12 protein-coding genes are annotated in these 18713 nt (G+C 32.2%); 6 read left to right on the top strand and 6 right to left on the bottom strand.

The genetic code is table 11. The features are described 5' to 3' along the window. Window positions 1-41 precede the first annotated feature (41 nt). The 3 genes from SM9_RS05635 (at window position 42) to SM9_RS05625 (ending at window position 7380) form a co-directional block, all read left to right on the top strand. Window positions 42-5888: an Ig-like domain repeat protein gene (locus SM9_RS05635; protein WP_058739208.1), complete on the top strand. Its 5847-nt coding sequence runs from the start codon at window positions 42-44 to the stop codon at window positions 5886-5888. Between the two features lie 82 nt (window positions 5889-5970). Then, window positions 5971-6351 carry a hypothetical protein gene (locus SM9_RS05630; protein WP_157064673.1) on the top strand — a complete coding sequence of 127 codons (381 nt, stop codon included), beginning with the start codon at window positions 5971-5973 and terminating at the stop codon, window positions 6349-6351. Between the two features lie 39 nt (window positions 6352-6390). Beyond that, complete coding sequence (locus tag SM9_RS05625; RefSeq protein ID WP_058739206.1) at window positions 6391-7380, top strand: oxidoreductase; 990 nt, start codon at window positions 6391-6393, stop codon at window positions 7378-7380. Window positions 7381-7752: 372 nt separating this feature from the next. Here SM9_RS05625 and SM9_RS05620 read toward each other — a convergent pair whose 3' ends face one another. Further along, window positions 7753-8421 (bottom strand): DUF11 domain-containing protein, encoded by a 669-nt coding sequence (locus SM9_RS05620; RefSeq protein ID WP_058739205.1) that lies wholly within the window; start codon window positions 8419-8421, stop codon window positions 7753-7755. Window positions 8422-8744: 323 nt separating this feature from the next. Between SM9_RS05620 and SM9_RS05615 the strand changes: the two genes are divergently transcribed. Further along, complete coding sequence (locus SM9_RS05615; RefSeq protein ID WP_058739204.1) at window positions 8745-9899, top strand: hypothetical protein; 1155 nt, start codon at window positions 8745-8747, stop codon at window positions 9897-9899. Window positions 9900-9930: 31 nt separating this feature from the next. Here the strand turns inward: SM9_RS05615 and SM9_RS05610 are convergent, their stop codons facing one another. Then, window positions 9931-10470, bottom strand: coding sequence for a flavodoxin family protein (locus tag SM9_RS05610; protein ID WP_058739203.1), 540 nt, complete (start codon window positions 10468-10470; stop codon window positions 9931-9933). A gap of 152 nt (window positions 10471-10622) precedes the next feature. Here SM9_RS05610 and SM9_RS05605 point away from each other — a divergent pair, with 152 nt between their 5' ends. After that, window positions 10623-11300: a zinc ribbon domain-containing protein gene (locus SM9_RS05605; protein ID WP_058739202.1), complete on the top strand. Its 678-nt coding sequence runs from the start codon at window positions 10623-10625 to the stop codon at window positions 11298-11300. Between the two features lie 788 nt (window positions 11301-12088). Here SM9_RS05605 and SM9_RS05600 read toward each other — a convergent pair. Beyond that, window positions 12089-13171 (bottom strand): tyrosine-type recombinase/integrase, encoded by a 1083-nt coding sequence (locus tag SM9_RS05600; protein ID WP_058739201.1) that lies wholly within the window; start codon window positions 13169-13171, stop codon window positions 12089-12091. A 609-nt stretch (window positions 13172-13780) separates the two neighbouring features. Here SM9_RS05600 and hmd point away from each other — a divergent pair. After that, window positions 13781-14794 carry a 5,10-methenyltetrahydromethanopterin hydrogenase gene (gene hmd / locus SM9_RS05595; RefSeq protein ID WP_058740316.1) on the top strand — a complete coding sequence of 338 codons (1014 nt, stop codon included), beginning with the start codon at window positions 13781-13783 and terminating at the stop codon, window positions 14792-14794. Window positions 14795-15101: 307 nt separating this feature from the next. Here the strand turns inward: hmd and SM9_RS05590 are convergent, their stop codons facing one another. From SM9_RS05590 to SM9_RS05580, 3 genes are all read right to left on the bottom strand, one after another. Then, entirely contained in the window at window positions 15102-16556 is a 1455-nt protein-coding gene (locus SM9_RS05590) for an ATP-binding protein (RefSeq protein ID WP_058739200.1), read from the bottom strand. A gap of 113 nt (window positions 16557-16669) precedes the next feature. Further along, entirely contained in the window at window positions 16670-17044 is a 375-nt protein-coding gene (locus SM9_RS05585) for a hypothetical protein (RefSeq protein WP_058739199.1), read from the bottom strand. 122 nt (window positions 17045-17166) lie between these two features. Continuing rightward, the gene (locus tag SM9_RS05580; RefSeq protein ID WP_058739198.1) at window positions 17167-18675 is read right to left on the bottom strand and encodes a DUF2828 family protein; all 1509 of its coding nucleotides are present in this window, start codon (window positions 18673-18675) and stop codon (window positions 17167-17169) included. Between the last annotated feature and the right edge of the window lie 38 nt (window positions 18676-18713).

Below are 18713 nucleotides of genomic sequence, written 5' to 3'. Positions count from 1 at the left end.
TATTTGTAAAATAAATTATATTTTAAAAAAGGTGTATTTGTATGTCCAATAAAAAATATATTATAATTTTATTGATGATATTGTGTCTATCTGCCATATCTTCGGTCAGCGCCAATGACTTAAACGATAATATGACATTGGCTGAAGATAATGGAATAGACAATAGTAGATTAATCGGCATTTCTGTCGATAATTCAAAATTAAATGATGATAATAGTAAAGTAATCTATTTTGATGCATCTGCCAGTTCCAACGGTGATGGGTCAAAGTCAAATCCTTATAAGTATGTAAATCAAAACACATTGTCTGGAAATGACATTACTGCATATTTTTCAGATGGAATTTACAGCTTAAACACTCCATTTAAGATTTCCTCAAATATGACTTTGATTGGTGAAAGCACAGAAAAAACTATTTTTAATTCAATTTTATCCAACAAGTATGATTTTGAAATCATGGATGATTCAAAACTTCAAATAAGAAATGTCACATTCAACAAGGCAAACATTCAAAATCATGGTACAGTCGAAGCATATGGTGTGAATTTCGATAAAAGCAGTGCATTCAGTGGATATAATGCTCCCGCTACATATAACACTAAAGAATATGGCAGCTCATATGGTGGTGTTATAATATGTGATCCTATTGATGATTCAACTCCTTATGTCTATCTGGAAAAATGTGTCTTCAACAATACTTATGCATATAGCGGTGGGGCAATCTCTTTAAAAAATTCAAGACTGGAAGTTAAGAAATCCAAATTTTTCAATTCCAATGCAGAAAGAAAAGGTGGAGTCATCTATTCGATAAATTCAGATATAACAATTGAATCTTCCGATTTTAACATGAACAATGCGAGCTATGGCGGAACAATATATTCACAAAACAGTCTTCTTGACTTATATAAAAATAATTTTTATAATTCCAATGCTGACAGCTTTGGTGGTGTAATAGCTTCAAAATACAGTGACATCAATATAGACTCATGTGATTTTGCATTTTTCTATTCACTTAATGATGCCGGAGGAGCAATCTATAATTTCAAAGGCAATGTGAATATAGACTCTTCATATCTTAGATGGGGATACGCTAAATTTGGCGGAGTTATTGCCAATTTGAATGGGAATTTAAGTGCAAACTCATCCTCTTTCCATAACAATTATGCTGAAGATATGGGTGGAGTAATATATAATATTTATGGAAAAATGAATTTCTATGATGATACATTTTATGTATCCTATGCTTATCTTGGAAGTGCAATATACAGTGAATCTTCAGACTCATTATCATTAAGGGAAAATTATTTCGTAAACTCAACTTCAGATGATGATTCGGGCTCAAGCATAGTTATTGATTCATCCAAAGACATAAACCTAAAAAATAACCATTTTGAAGACTCATATCAGATTTATGGTGAATTTACAAATTATGAAAACGGAAAAAGAGTAACATTCAAAAGCAATCCTATGAAATATATATTGTCCAATACGGGAAGTTATTATGATGAATATGAAAACATCACTTCCGGCAGTAATGGAAATCTAAAGATTTATGACACGAAAAATCCGGCAAAATCCACAATTAAGGGAAATTATGAAGATAATTTCATGATTCATTTTAAAGTTGACGGTTATAATGCCCCTTTAAAGGATGCATTCTTTAAAATTTATATAATAAATAGCCTGGGAAATATTATAGTCGAAGATGTCATCCAGGTAGATGAATATGAAATGGATGCTTCCATATATTTCAACAAATACATGATTAATACATTAATAGATAGATATACTGTAGAAAGAGCCAATGTTCCTCTAATTAACAGTTCCTTATCTGATTTGAAAAATATTCCTTCATCATATGATTCAAGGGATTATGGATATATTACTCCTGTAAAGGATCAGGCAGAAGGAGGTAACTGTTGGGCATTTGCTGGTATTGCAACACTTGAGGCATGCATTAAAAAGATAACTAACATAACATATGACCTTTCAGAGGAAAATGTGAAAAATGTCATGGCATCATTTTCAAGAGCAGGAATGGATTTGGAACCAAATTCAGGAGGATATGATTCAATGTTTATGGGATATCTGACCAACTGGCTTGGACCTACCCTTGAGGAATATGATGCATATGATGATCTTTCATCAATCTCCGTTCCTTTTGATGCCGAGTTCCATGTTCAAAATATATATTTCCTTCCTGAACGTGAAAAAGGAGTGAATGATGATTTATATAAAAAAGCGATAATGGATTATGGTGCTGTTTCAATTACCATATATATTCCAAATTATTATTCAACCAACCTAATCGGTTGGGATGACAACTACAATGATTTCGATTCCTTCGGCAGATATACTGAAGGAGCATGGATGTATAAAAATATCTGGAATTCAGAATGGAAAAATAATGGAATAGGATACATTTCATACAATACACTATATAATGAAACATACAAAAAGGTAATAAGCGATTATGGGACAGTTCCAGTTACATTCAACTCTCCGGATCTTCATGCAGTAAGCATTGTTGGATGGAACGATAACTATAACACATATGATTCATTTGGCGATTATGCGAAAGGCGCATGGATAATTAAAAACAGCTGGGGAACAGACTGGGAGGACAACGGTTTCGGTTATCTTTCATATGACACTCCTTTTGTAAGCGATGAAAATGACTATGCTCATGCATACACATTCATATTTAATGAAAATGATAATTATATATCAAATCCAATTTATTGTTCGGGAATAAGCGATTACATCTATTCTGATAGTCCTATATACTGTGAAATTCGTGTTGAAGCAGCATATGATGAATATAAGGCACTTCTTGATGACGGATTTTCTGCATTTGCAACATACTTTAAAGCTCCAACAAATTATACTGTAAGTGTTTATAAAGGAAATCCTCATACTAACGGAAAATTAATCTTATCTCAAGAGGGATTTTCCCAGGCAGGATATTATACAATTCCATTCAAAAAGAAAATAACATTTGATTTAGGAGATGAGATATGGATAAGAATAGGATACTGCAATGACGGATTAAATTATTTACCTATTTATCTGGTTGATGAGTTGTCCGCATCCAAATTTTATACAAACTGGTCTTTCGTTAGCTTTGATGAAGGAAAAACATTTGTGGATGTGACTGAATATGAAGGCATGATTGCAGAACCTGCAATTCAGCTATTTTCACCAATAAGTGATTTATATTCAGCAAAATTAAAAGTTGATGTTAGCAAATTCAACAATCTCGACATCGGCGAAAAGGTTACTGTAAACATTACACTGACAGATGATAAATCAACGATTTCACAATATTTTGAAAATGATTCGATAGAAAGGATTGAAGGTTCATTCGCCAGAGTAAGCATCAATGGAAAATATTACTATGCAAGAATCCATGACGGCAAGGCTTCCTTAACTGTTAGCTTTGACAAGGCAGGAACTTATGAATTAAAATCAGAATATAAAAGCAATAGGTATTCATCCAATATAGCTGCATTTAACTTTACAGTGAATAAAATGAATACAAAAACCGCATTGTCTTTAAACAGGAATGCAAATAATGTCATCTTAACCGCCACTGTCAATCCGTCAGATGCAACCGGAAATGTTGCATTCAATATTAACGGCAAGGATTATACTGTTAAAATTTCTGGCGGCAAGGCAACATACACATTATCCAATCTAAAGGCAGGCTCATATACTGTTAAAGCCACATATAAAGGAGATTCAGACTATAAATCATCCTCTTCAAACACAGCATCATTCAATATTGATGCACACTATCTCAATATCAAAGCCTCTGATGTAACTAAAAACTACGGCGGGTCTGAAAAATTGATGATTGCTGTTACCAATCAGGAATCAAAGCCTGTAGCTAACATTCAGCTTAAAATAAAAATAGATGGTAAGACTTACACGAAAACAACAGACAGCAACGGTAAAACATCCATGGATTTGGATTTAAAATGTGCAAATTATACAGCAGATATCATATTTGAAGGAAATGATGAATATGAAAAGGTATCTATAACTTCAAAAATCATTGTAAACAAGCTGTCAACCACATCCTCATTATCATTCAATCAAATAAAAAACAATATGGTTACATTAACAGCTAAAGTTAATTCGTCAGATGCAACAGGAAATATTGTATTTAATATTAATGGTAAAGATTACACTTTAAAACTTTCAAACGGCCAGGCAACATATATATTGTCAGATTTGAATGTTGGATCATATTCCGTAAAGGCTAGATATAATGGAGATGATATCTATAAATCATCAGATTCAAATACTGTAAAATTCAATGTTAAACCTCATTATCTTAATATTATTGCTCCAGACGTTACAAAAACTTATGGGGATGATGATAAACTGGTAATCACATTGACCGATCAGGATTTTAATACAATAAGCAATGCAAAGCTTAAGATAACACTTGGAGATAAAATATATTCATTAACTACTGACAGCAATGGTAAGGTATATGTTGATTTGAATTTGAACTATGGAACTTATGAAGCAGATATTGTATTTGAAGGAAATTATGAATATGATAGAGTATCTGCGACTTCTAATGTAGTAATAGAAAAAATCTCTACAAAAACAGATATAATTTCAACTGAAAATGGTCCAAACACATATACAATAAGGGCAGATGTTGATTCTCCATCAGCAACAGGAGATGTAGTATTTACTGTAAACGGCAAAGAATATACTGTCAGGATTACTAACGGTGTAGCCAGTGTCAAATTATCTGATCTTGCTGCAGGTTCATATGTTGTAAAAGCTACATATAAAGGAAGTACAAACTACAAGACCTCTACATCAAACAGCATTTCATTTAAAATTGAAGATGTCAGAATCAATATTTTGGCTCCGGATTTGACTAAATACTTTAAGGGATCTGAAAAATTTGTAGTAACCATTAAAGAGGACAATAAGCCATTGGTAAATAAGGAAGTTATAATCACTTTAAACGGCCGGCCATATACAAGAATTACTGACGAAAATGGTCAAGCATCTATGGCAATTAACCTGAACAGTGGAAAATATGATGTGACAACAGAATGTGACGGAATTAAATTTAAATCAACAATTACTGTAAAATCAACAGTTTCAGGAAATAATATAACTAAAATCTTTAGAAACGGTACTCAGTATTATGCAACATTTGTTGATTCATCAGGCAATCTGTTAAAAAATACTGATGTAAATTTCAACATCAACGGTGTTTTCTATACCAGAACGACCAATAATAATGGTGTTGCTAAAATGAACATCAATTTAAATCCAGGAACATATATTCTCACAGCAACAAATCCGGATTCAACAGAACAGTACACAAACATCGTCAAGGTACTCCCTTCAATCGTTGAAAACCATGATTTGACTAAATACTATAGAAATGCTTCCCAGTATACATTAAGGCTTTTGGATGAAAAAGGAAATCCTGTGGGAGCCGGTGTTACAATTGATTTAAATATTAATGGAGTATTCTATAAAAGAACATCAAATGCAACAGGACATGTTAAAATGAACATCAACCTTAATCCTGGAACATACATAATAACTGCAGAATATAATGGTCTTAGAGCTTCAAATACTATAAAAGTATTGCCAACCATACAGACAAAAGACCTGTACATGAAATATCGTGACGGATCCAAATTCGAAGCTAAAATACTTGACGATAAAGGAAAACCTTACGCAGGCCAAAGCGTAACATACAACATAAACGGTGTATTTTACAATAGAATAAGTGATGATAATGGTATTGCAAGGATAAACATCAATCTCCAGGCAGGCCAATACATCATCACAACCACATTCAACGGTCTCAACGAAGCAAACAAAGTAACAATATCAAGTTAAGGAAAAAAATTCCTTAACTTCTTTTTTTTAAAATTACTAAAAAACTTAAATTATTTTTATAATAATTAACATATGCTTAACCATGAAAACAATTTATTTAATTATTCTGGTCGCAGTAATGATAATATGTTTTGGAATATTTTTCTACCAGTTTACAAATGACGTTTCGACATTCATTGTCATCAATGAAACAGAAGTTGCTGAAAATGGAACCATTACCGGTTTTTTAATGGATTCATATGCAAGAGGAGTTGAAAATAAGACTATCTACTACCATCATGCAGGAGATAACATCTCATCATTGCACAACGTAACAACAGGCAAGGACGGTATTTTTAAAATTGAAAATGTAAAAAATGTGCCTGAAAGCGGAAGCAACAATTATTATGGTGACATATCATTTAAAGGCGATGGTCAATTTAAATCCTGCATATTTGAACGCAACATTACCGTTAAGGCATAACTATTATATTGAAATATTTTAAAAGACATAATGATTATCATGAAAGATATATTTGATGAATGCAATTTTAGAGATTTGAAGCTGAACAGCCGCATCGTAAGAACAGGACTATGGGAATCTCAAAAGGAAATGGGTGGCTTATCGCCGGAAATCTTTTTGAGATATGAAAGGCTAGCTAAAAACCATGTGGGATTGATTGTAACGGAACTGATTTCAATGTATCCTCATGACCGTTTCAGCGATTATTCACACTCAATCAATAATCCAAAATTCATAAAAGAGTTTAAATATTTAACAAGCATTGCACATCAGCAGAATGTACCTATACTTGCACAGCTTGGATTTGTAAACTGTAATGTCAATGGAAAACAGAATATTGTCGTGAACGATTTGGAAATGGAAGACATAAGACAAATCCAATCGGATTTTATCGTAGCTGCTAAAAAGATTTCATTTGCAGGTTTTGATGGAATACAGCTTGCAATGGGAAACAACTATTTTCTCTCAAAGGTAATGGATTCAAAAGAAAACAAAAGAAAGGATGACTATGGCGGCAGCACATTGAACCGTTTGAGGATGATTCTTGAACTGATTAAAGTGCTTAAGGCCAATACAGACTTGCATATCAGCTGCAGAATAAATGTGCAGGAGGATATTTTAGAGATAGCACAGCTTCTTGAAAAGGTAGGCTCCGACAGCCTCCAGATAACAAAGCCATCCTCTCCGCAGTACTTCAGAAAGGATTCAGACAACAAAAACATTCTTTTTGACATTACTGATGAGATTTCAAAGGCAGTTGACATTCCGGTGATTTTAGGGGGAGGACTTTCAGACATGAAGTCAATCAATGAGCTGATTAACTCGACAGATATTGATTTCGTTTCAATGCAAAGGCCATTTGTCTATAATCCGACATTTTTAAGCCAATGGAAAGATGGAACAGAAGTGGAATCGCTGTGCAATACATGCAACAACTGCTACTGGAAAAAGACAAGCACATGCCATATCATCCATGAAGATGAGGAGTGATATTTCATGTATTCGCCAGTCATCTATAACAAAAAGTGCAAATATTGCTTTGATGATATACATGGCTTTATTATGAATAAATTATTTTATTATTATACTTAAAATAATCAATAGATAGATGTATCAAATGATTACGGGATTGACATTTATCCGAAATAATTTATCAAAAAAATAGTTTAAAAAAAGTTGAGGAGTTTGATTAAAAACTCCACCATAATATTTTCCCAATCCTCCTTTTTTCCAGAATTAACCGATAATCATATCGTGATGCTGAATAATCAAAACACCAAAGACAAATTTTATCAAATAATGACTTGACAATCCAGCTTAATATTACCAATTAATTGAAAAATTAAAAGATTGAAGACAATATTACAATCTTCTTTTCAATCCTCCAACTCCAATAACAAACAAAGCAAGCAAAGCCACTACCAATGGATTACCTGTAGCAGGTAAGGTTTCTTCACTTGCAGATGCGCTTTCTAATCCAAAGTAAGCAATATCATAATTATTATATGGATTTGGATCATATGAATCGCTTACTACAACTGCTTCAATATATGTTGGTCCAGGAGCAATTTTAGACATTGCCAGTAACAGTTCTGAATATGAATTTGCAGGCAGATTTCCAACATTCCAAATGCCGGTGATAGGGTCAAAGACACCATCAAAAGCCATATGGTCAAAGTATATTAGATTATCGGAAGAACTTAAAAATACCTGAGTATTTGCAGCATCATCAGGTCCTAAGTTATATGCAAAAATGCTCCATGTATTCAAAGTATCAAAATCATACAACGGAGTTACTTTAACACCCACATCCGATACGGGAGTATTGGCTGAGAATGAAGCCTCAACATCTCCTCCGGCTGCACTTACATTTCCACTATCTGTTGCCAATTGTTCGACAGTTGTTTCTTCCACAGACATAATGTCTGCTGATGCATCATCTGTAACATTTCCTTCAGCACTTACAGCACCTAAAGTTAAAGATAATGCTAAAATTACCAATAATATTCCTAGAATTGATTTTGTATTCATTTTATCACACAAAAATTTTTCATAAAACCACTAGGAAATTATTCGAACGTCCAAATAAAATCAATATATAAATGATTTTATAATAATATTATATCATTCATATAATATAATAATAACTATTTATTTTACCGGAAATTAGACTCAAAAATATATAATTCCATTATTAGACATGAATTAATGAACTTTTCTATAAAATTGTTTTTTTTAAATTACACAGTTGCATAATTTATTAAATTTTTTCTTATATTTAACATAACTTTTTATACCCGTTTTGATATAAATATAAATAATTTATATTATTAACTGAAATTTAGAGTGTATGTATGAAAAAAAGAGTCTTATTGATATTTAGCATATTTATAATATTTATTTTTGCAATGGGTGCCTATTCAGCAAATGATAATCCCACCTATGAAGATATAGTCGAAATGTTACAAAATACGAATTCAACAGACCTTACCGGATGCTGTTCTGTTGTATGTCAGCTTGACGGCAACAACAGTATCATGTCTTTTAGAAGAGATGCTAAATATTCAGCCAACATCAATATTGAAGAGATTGACTGGCATGGAAAGCCTGCAATAAAACAATATAAAACTGATCAGGGATATTTCTGTCAGGTTATTGTCACAAGCGACGGATGGACAGTCGGATATGGCGGACTGGATGACGGACCTGACAATGAGCGTGTAGAAAACATTACTGCAGACATGATTTTAAAGAATGATATTTCAGAAGACGGTCTGAAGGAGATTCAAAAAATTAAAACATCTCACGGAAGAGGTCATGCTATTATCAAAGCTCCTAACGGACATTATGGTGCTGTAATCAATAACACTCATTTCACAGGTGACCTCAAGGAAGGGGACTATCTTTCCATACCTAACAAGTATTCATACTTCCGTTCAGGACATATGCCATCAAATACTTCAGATAAGATTAAAAGCATGCAGAATCTTGAAATTACAGACGGATATGGAATAGATAGAAGAGACATTACAACATATTTCTTCCACCAGGTAGAAAATGACACATTTAAAGGAAATTTAACAGACATTTTCATGTCAAATGACGACGGATCAACATTTGGAATGAAAACAGGAGGTCTGCATGATGATATCCACTTCAATGGGACTGTAGTCAACGGTTCATCTCTTCCTATAGCGCCATCATACAAAAAGCTTGCAACAATAGAATACGGTGAGGAAAAGAATACATTAGATGGCATTCTTACAGCAGCAGGATATGGGATAGCCATAATTCTTATTGCAATCATTGTAGTCTTTGGTATTAGGGCAATTAATAGAATAAGACACACAAGAAAAATAAATAAACAATACAGAAACTACTACCAAAACAGAAACTACTACCAGAACAATAGAAACACAAGAAATTCCCATCACTTATGGGAAAGACAAAATACGCAAGACAGAAACACCAAAGACCTTTGGGGTACTCAAAAAAGAAGAAAAAGATAGCTCAAATTGAGCTATTTATTTTTTAATTTTTTTAAAACTTTTTACCTAATTCATAAGCTTCTTTTAACTTATTTTCCTGTTCATTGACCGCACCGGCAGGACCTGCACTTCCCGCATCAACATATCCTATAACATCATAACCCATAAATTCAAATGGAGATGCTTTGGTTAATTGAATATAATCTTCATAGGTTCCTTCAGGCTGATTTTCAGTAAAAATCAATGCAGCTTTTCCGCTTAAGCTTTTATCAGGGTTTTGACCTATTCCATAGAAACGGTCAATGATGAGTTTTCCCTGAGCAGACATCTGACCATAGTAAATCGGTGTGGAAAATATAACTCCATCTGCTTCAACCATTTCATTAATGATTTTATTACCGTCATCATCCCTTACGCAGTCCGGATTTTCAGCGCAGTACATGCATGCCTTACAAGGTGCAATGTTCTCTTTTTCAAGGTAGTATTTGGTTACTTCCACGCCGTTTTCTTCAGCGCCCTTTATCATTTCATCCATCAATATGTCACAGTTTCCACCAACACGTGGACTTGCTTGAAGTGCTATAATTTTCATTTTCAATACTCTCCGATTGTTTTTCGATTAATTATTTGTAAAAAAACTATATAAAGTTATAATTGATTTCATTGATGAACTGCCATATTTTTAAGAAAGATTATTAATAATAATTTATAAATATTATATTAACAAAAAAATGGAGATGACAAATGACTAAAACATGTCCAAATTGTGGTGTAAATTCACCGGATAATGCAAAGCACTGCATTGAATGCGGAGAAAACATTGAAGATGTTCCAATCAATAATGTTAAAGAGCCATCTGCAAAACCTAAAACTACAGCCAATACGAGCTCAAGCAGTGGTGGTGACAGTTCACAGATAGGATGCATCATACTTATTGCAATAGTTGCAGTGGTTATTGTTGCTGCAGGATTCTTTATTTTTGGAGGATCCGGAGGATCTGGAGAATCCAATCAACAGAACATTTCTATAACCTTTGACCAGGTTTACGCCCATGATTATCAATCTAGTGGAAAGACATATTATTCCTACACAGTTTCAGGTTTTATTAATAATTTTCCCAAGGATATGGACGGCTATATGATTAAAACAATTTATTATGATTCAAACGGTAATGAAGTAACATCAGAAACAAAAAAATTATCTTACTTTGAAAGCTATAAAAATAGTAGCTATGCAACTACATTAAGCAGTTACTATACAGAAAACTATGTTAATATAGACCACGTTACTGTTCAAATCATAAAGGACAATAATGTTTTAAATCAATTCAATTCAACAATGAATAAAAATAAGCTGACATCAATTGTTGGAAGCTCTTCAAGCGTGAATAATTCTTCAAATTTAAGTAATCTTTCAAGATAGGGTAATATTTTACCCTAATCTCTTTTTTTCATCATTAAATTTTTAATATTTTCTTATTTTTGCTAGAAATTATTATTTTTATATTAGCACATATATATGTAGTTGTTTCTTTTTCATATTTTATCAAATTATTATTTTTTAAAAAAATTAATGAAACTCTTGAAATTTAATAAATTTTATAAAAATTCATAAATCGGAGGAATATCCTGATTGCAATAACTCTGTAAATCATAAAAATATTGTAAAATTATCATATTTAAATTTTAAAATGATTATACATTAAAATAAAGTTATTTTAATTGTTATTTTTAAAATAAAACCCAAATAATGCTTTTTTTATTGTTAAATTCCGTTAGTGTAAAAACAAAGTAGTCGGCATAGTATTTCCGTATACTTATCTTAAATATATATTAATAGATATTGTGGTTGTAATAGATATAATAGATATAATAGTTATAATAGATATTTATCTATTAATTGTATAATTAGTATTGTAAGTATTATTAGTAAATATATATTAGTAGTATTAATATATATTTCTGTATTTATGTATTATACTAATTTATCTATAATTATATACTTCTGTATTTACAGAAACTATATAAAATATATATTTTACCACTTATACTCAAATAATACTGAGAAAATGCTATAAATCATTAACTCCATATATATCAAGCTATTGAAAAACGCTATTTTCTCAAATTTTTAGTATTTTTTATTAAAAAATATGAAATTTAATAAAAATTAAGTGATAATATAATATTTAAAATTAAAAATTAATAAATTTAATGCCTGAAGAGCATATTATTAACTTTTAATTTTTGTTTCATTTGCTCACGATCAACATGAATATATTTATCTGTAGTCTGTGAATTGGAATGGCCAGCAATTGTCTGAACTTCAGCTACAGTCAAAATTTCGGCATAATGAGAAAGAGCAGTGTGCCTTAGAATGTGGACACTAACATTTTTTGAATAATCTACAGGACATTCAATGTTTTCATCAGAAATTCTTTGATCAGTCAATCTGGCATACTTTTTGATAATGTCCTGGACTGCACGCTTGCCGATACGTTTTCCTTTCTGATTCAGGAATAGTTCTTCACGCGTAGCCTCTTCAGCAGCCTTTTTTCTTTGAATTACTGGCCTATAGACATTATTTGTGTTCTTTCTAAGTTTAGTAATTCTTTCTGTTATCATTTCATTCAAACTGCGCAATGTATCATAGGTTATGAATGTTGTACGGTCTTTTAATTCACCCTTTGTGGTTTCTGCCCGCAAATAAACTTCAATGAATTCATTGGTGTCTGAAGGAAGCTCATAAAAACCCTTGTCATTAATTGGAACCTGAATATCATCCTTGTTTAAAAGTACCAGTTCCTTCAGCCTGATTCCAGAGTCAAGAAATGTAGCGCAAATCGCATAATCTCTTTTATTTCCTTCCATTTCAATAGTTTGAAGTAAATAGTTACTTTGCGGACGTGTAAGACTGATTTTTTCTATTCTTTTTTTGGCAGTTTCAGGATCTTCAGCCTTGACCTCTATTATATCCTTCATTTTTATTGTTTCATGCTGGATTTCTTCCTGAACCTCTTCTGAGTTGATGAATTCCAAAATGTTCATCATATATGTTTTGACAGTGGTCCTTTTGTTTTCTCTTTTTTTAAGACAATGCCTACGATATTGACGAAGCTGTTTTTTTACATTGGAGTCTGTAAGTTCCTCAACACCTTTATCTTCTAAAAAATTTATAAATTTTGAAATATTAAATGTCTGTTTTTTTATAGTTTCTTGAGTTAAGTTCTTTACTTCTTGTTTTTCTTCCAAATATTCTTCTAAGTACTCATTTAACTCATCGGTAGCTATCATAAGCTTTTTCACCTTCACTATATTTTACTCAAACCCTTGTTATAGTATTGAATTTTTTAGTATATAAAGACTTCGTATCTTTTCTTTTTTAACGTATATTATTACATAAAATATACGTTTCTTTTATATATAAAATTTGGATAATTTGGAACTTTCGGGGAGGATGTTGTAAGTAAACCAGCACATATACATCAGACGGTATCAAAAAGGTAATTTCTCATGATTTTGAAATTTCGGTGAAAATTCTTGAAAAAATTAAAATTTTTTAACCTGAATTATAATTGTAAATTTTGAAAATGCTTCCATTTTAATTTAAGGCATATAAATTTTCAATCAAACTTGCATTTTAACTAAAAATTTATATAATATTACTAATTAAATTAAATATATTACTACATATCATAATAAATATAAAATTATTAATACTATTTGATATGAGTATTTAGTAAAACTTTTTCATTAATGAGAAAAGTCAATTAAATAAATGGAGTTAAAAAAATGGTTTTTGAAAAATTAAAAGCAATTTTTGCAAATGATAAAGAAAAGATAGCAAAAAGCGTAGATGAAAAAATTGAAGAAAAAATAGAAGAAAAAGCTGAAAATAAAGGAATTAAAGTGGCAATTTTAGGTGCAGGATGTTACAGAACTCACGCTGCAAGTGGAATTACCAACTTCTCAAGAGCCTGTGAAGTTGCTGAAGCAACCGGAAAAGAAAACATCTCAATGACTCACTCAACCATTGAAATGGGTGCAGAATTATTGGAATTAGCAGGAGTAGACGAAGTAGTCGTATCTGATCCGGTATTTGACGGTGACTTTGTAGTGGTGGATGACTTCGATTATGCAGAAGTTATGGCAGCTCACAAAGCAGGTACCCCTGAAGAAGTAATGCCTGCAATCAGAGAAAAAGTTGGCCAATTGGCTGAAACCGTACCAAAACCAGCTAAAGGTGCAATTCACTTCACCCACCCGGAAGACTTAGGAATAAAAGTTACCACTGATGATTCCGAAGCAGTAGCTGACGCTGACTGGGTTATGACCTGGTTACCTGAAGGCGGTATGCAGCCAGACATCATCAAAAACTTCGCTGATGATATCAAAGAAGGCGCAATAGTAACTCACGCATGTACAATTCCTACTACAGGATTAAACAAAATCTTCGAAGACCTCGGAACAAACGTTAACGTGGCTTCCTACCACCCAGGTGCTGTACCTGAAATGAAAGGACAAGTCTACATTGCTGAAGGTTTCGCAGATCAGGCTTCCATCGACACTTTAATGGACTTAGGACAAAAAGCAAGGGGATCTGCATTCACCTTACCAGCAAACATGGTTGGTCCTGTATGTGACATGTGTTCAGCTGTAACCGCTATCACTTATGCAGGTATCTTAGCTTACAGAGACACCGTTACCCAAATCTTAGGTGCACCTGCGGGATTTGCACAAATGATGGCTCTTGAATCATTAACCCAAGTTAATTCATTAATGGAAAACGAAGGTATCGACAAAATGGACGATGCTTTAAACCCTGCCGCATTATTAGGTACTGCTGATTCCATGAACTTCGGTTCATTAGCAGAAATCGTTCCTGATGTATTGAATTACTTAGGAAAAGAAAAATAAACTAAATATATTGTTGATTTATATCAACAATCTTTTAACTTTTTTTACCATTACAAAGACCATTTTTTCTTTATAAATAGATTTTAACCATTTTTCCAACAATGGTTCTGAAAGGGAATATAGGTTATCTAAAGGAATTTTGAAAGGTTTATTTAAATTCAAGACCTATATTTAAGATTTATTCACTCTTGTCTTATTTGTTTAAGTTTGAACAGATCAGATATGAAAATATTCAATCTAAACCCTTCAAGTCAAAACAGTGCATGAATATTGTTATAATTTGCAAGTAAACTTATATAATCAGAATTTACATGAAAGCAAAGATTTCAGGAGGAAGATAAATAATATTGTCCTTTTTTACAATATTTATAGTAGTTTTAGAAATAATTATTCCATGAGTTGATTTATATCTGTTAATGGCATGTTTAATTTGACTTTTATCTTTATCTCCGCAGCTCACCTCAATTGGAACAGGTTTTTCCAATCCTCTCTGAACTATAAAATCTACGTTCTTATCACTGCTTTTCTTCTTGCTGTCATCATAATATATTTTATATGATATTTTGCTTTTATTATCCAGATTATGAAAACTTGAAGCCACATAATTTTCCAAAAGCTTTCCGAAATATGCTGTTTCGTCTTCAAGTATCGCATTGCCAACATCCAGAGAAAGAATGTGTTTTAAACTGGATGTTGCAAAAAAATATTCATTAGGTTTTGTTGTTCGCTTTACTGATGATGTAAATGCTTCAATATGAAATATCAGCTGTGTTTTTTCAAGAATATTTATTACTTTGGTGACTAGTGGCTTTTTTGCATCAAACAAATTTGAAAGGGAACCTATTGAGACCTCACCTGGATTTTGAAAAGCGAAATAATTTAAAATTTGAAAAGCAAGATTCTGTGTATCCGTGTTTATACCTTCAATATTGTTCATATCTGTCATTACAACTTTTTCTATCATATTAACAATTTTTTTAGTTATATCATCAGTATTTTGATAAAATGAAGATGGAAAACCTCCAAATTGTAGGAATGTCCTCCATTCGGATATGTCATAGTTTCGGAAATTTGAATAAATCTTCATGATTCTTCTTTCTACTTCAGTGCTGTTGTGTGTTTCACCCTCAAAAATCATTTGTATTATTGAATCTGAAATATTATTTTTATAATCCCCATATTTTAATTTCAAATGTTGTGAATATGTTAACGGATAAATGGGAATATTTAATAATCTTCTTGCAGCATCAGGATTATTGGAAAGTTTTAATGCAGATGAACCGCTGAAAATCATGAAAATATTTTTAGAAGCATCAAATATTATCTTTCCATTCAAAGCCCACTGCTTATCATACTGAGCTTCATCAATTAGTATAAAAACCGGTTGGGTTAATGTTTCAATTATTGAATTATGGAATGTTTCGCAATAATAATTAACCACATCAAAAATATCTGCCTCTCCAGTTCTTCTTAACCGATCACAGGAAAAATAAAGTATATTCTGCTGGTTAATGTTTTTTTCTTTTAGAAGATATTCATATACCTGAAACAGTATGGTTGTTTTTCCAACATCACGCAATCCAGGCAAAACAAGAAACCTGTTAATGCTTTCTCCTTTTAGAAACTTATCAATATAATCAATAATATTATAATAATCAGAACGTCTATTAAATTTTTCATCTTTATATGATAACTCCTGATTTACTTTCATAGGCATTGTTAAAATCTGATTTCTAATATATGTTTTTTGTAAATCATTCATTGCTTGACCTCCTCATTATAACTAATATTATTTATATTACTAGTTATATATAAACACTATTATGTTTAAACATACTAGTTATTTATAAAGAATAGTATTTTTAATAGTTATAGTTAACTATCCACTAAATCTTCTTTTTCGAACACATCAATCAACTCGCAAATCAAATGAAATTTGTCTTGTTCTGAAATATTCCATTTCAATAATTCCCGATCTTCATAATCCTCAAATACCCTTGAAACATTATAAAAATATTGATGATGATATATTTCCTTGTTTCTAAACAGTTCTTCATGCAGTTTCCATGTTTGATAATCCAAATTCTGTTTTCTATCGTCTCTTTCATGCTCTTCTTCAAGGAAATCAACAAGATGAACCAAATCACGTATGTCATCAAAACTTTTTGAATGTTCTGCAGCTCTTTCTACAGCATCACACAATTCCTGATATGTATAATGACTCATTTCCAAATTGACCTGTCGTGACATCTTAATCCTCCATCATGTTATTGATTTATTCTTTTTAATTTACTGTTATTCTTTTTAAGGTTTGAATTTGATTAATTCATATCTGCATCCACATAGGATATTAAAAAAATAATCTGGAAGTTTTAGCATTTTATCTGGGCATATCTTGGACCAGTAATGGTTTCAACTAAAACTTCATAAGGATCGTATTTGCTACTCATTACCATTTTCAGCACGTTTTGACCGAATCCCGATACCAGTGCAACACCCAATTCATTTTCTGTCAAGGGTATTGTTTGTGTGCGGGAGTTCACATTCCAGAATATCAGTTTCGGCAAAGAGTAACCGGCATCTTTATATCTTTTTTCAATAACTTCAAATAATGGTCTTGTCAAAGTGTTATCTTCACCAAACCATCCTCCTTGTGCCATGTCAAATTCCATATCGGAAATGATAAGAATGTTTTTAATCATTTCCTCCTGAGGAATGTCATTGTCAACTGCAATGGCCAGTATAAGATCAAATACAGCTTCGATATTGGTATTGGCCACTTCATCGTGTTTCAGGGCAATTTCAAGTTTGGTTTTCAAACTGTCTGATTCTTTAAATTCAACGAATTGGGGTTTGCTTGAAAAGGTAATATACTTGTTTCTGTATACTCCACTGTTGTGTTCGGAGGTATAAACTGCCAGAGCGTTTGCAACATCAAGCGCCATGGTATTTCCACTGACATGCATAGTCATGCTTCCGCTTCCGTCAGCAACAACCAGTGTATCCTCCACCATTATGTCCTTCAGATTGTCCCATGCCAATTCCAATGTTTCATCATAATCCCTGATGCCATGATATCCCAGTGAATATCTTGAGACAATATCTACCGGAGTTGCAACGTGCATGTTGATTTTACTTTCTCCCTTTTCAACGGATTTCAGATATTCCAATCTTCGATTTTCATCATGTCTCATGAAGGCATTCTTGTATTTGAGATTTGCCAGTGACGGAACCTTTTCATAATCAATGTTATTCCATTCGTTGCTGGACATTTTAACTTCCACGACATTTGAGTAAGCACGCAGGTCAGATAGCATAAGACGATATTTTCGCGGAGTCATTCCCAATAATCTTATGATTCTTTTAGCCATTATTTTTGTGCTTGTGCTGCTTGCATTTTCGCTTGGAAGCCATTTTGCAAGCAGTGAAATAGGTTTATTGTGGTTGAAATTATCCAAATCCTCATCCAACTGCTCTTTAATGATTCTGATAATATATTCATCGGCATTACTGCTTATGCCAATCAGGGATATGAGGTCATCCCACCTTCCGTATTCTGATATGTTGTCGAGATTTTTTTGAAATGCATCATCATCGAGTTTCAGCAATCTTTTGTAGCATATCCTAAATAGTCTTCTTTCACCAACACCTTCCCGGATGTCTCTTGCAAAGAACAGCCATTTCAATGCATATTCCCTGTTCTCCTCAAATGCCTTGTCGAACAACTTTATAATTTCTTCCTCATCCCTCTGGCGAAGGCTGCTTATTTTGTAATTGATATCTACTAATGCGGAACCTGTTGACTTATATCCTATTGCAAAGTTTTCGGTCCTGGAATAATTATCCTGCTTTTCTAATTCCTTCTGGATTAAATTGAACATTCTATCCCCCCATTCTGGATAGATGAAAAAAATTGTAA

This window comes from Methanobrevibacter millerae (genome assembly GCF_001477655.1).
GTDB classification, from domain to species: Archaea; Methanobacteriota; Methanobacteria; order Methanobacteriales; family Methanobacteriaceae; genus Methanocatella; species Methanocatella millerae_A.
Note: the sequence above shows the minus strand (reverse complement) of the source record. Positions and strands in the feature narration are given on the sequence as shown.

Coding starts and splice junctions, on each gene's coding strand:
- SM9_RS05635 (WP_058739208.1), top strand. CDS start 42: ATGTCCAATAAAAAATATATTATAATTTTATTGATGATATTGTGTCTA.
- SM9_RS05585 (WP_058739199.1), bottom strand. CDS start 17,044: ATGTCACGACAGGTCAATTTGGAAATGAGTCATTATACATATCAGGAA.
- SM9_RS05610 (WP_058739203.1), bottom strand. CDS start 10,470: ATGAAAATTATAGCACTTCAAGCAAGTCCACGTGTTGGTGGAAACTGT.
- SM9_RS05600 (WP_058739201.1), bottom strand. CDS start 13,171: ATGATAGCTACCGATGAGTTAAATGAGTACTTAGAAGAATATTTGGAA.
- SM9_RS05620 (WP_058739205.1), bottom strand. CDS start 8,421: ATGAATACAAAATCAATTCTAGGAATATTATTGGTAATTTTAGCATTA.
- SM9_RS05580 (WP_058739198.1), bottom strand. CDS start 18,675: ATGTTCAATTTAATCCAGAAGGAATTAGAAAAGCAGGATAATTATTCC.
- SM9_RS05625 (WP_058739206.1), top strand. CDS start 6,391: ATGAAAGATATATTTGATGAATGCAATTTTAGAGATTTGAAGCTGAAC.
- SM9_RS05605 (WP_058739202.1), top strand. CDS start 10,623: ATGACTAAAACATGTCCAAATTGTGGTGTAAATTCACCGGATAATGCA.
- SM9_RS05615 (WP_058739204.1), top strand. CDS start 8,745: ATGAAAAAAAGAGTCTTATTGATATTTAGCATATTTATAATATTTATT.
- SM9_RS05630 (WP_157064673.1), top strand. CDS start 5,971: ATGAAAACAATTTATTTAATTATTCTGGTCGCAGTAATGATAATATGT.
- SM9_RS05590 (WP_058739200.1), bottom strand. CDS start 16,556: ATGAATGATTTACAAAAAACATATATTAGAAATCAGATTTTAACAATG.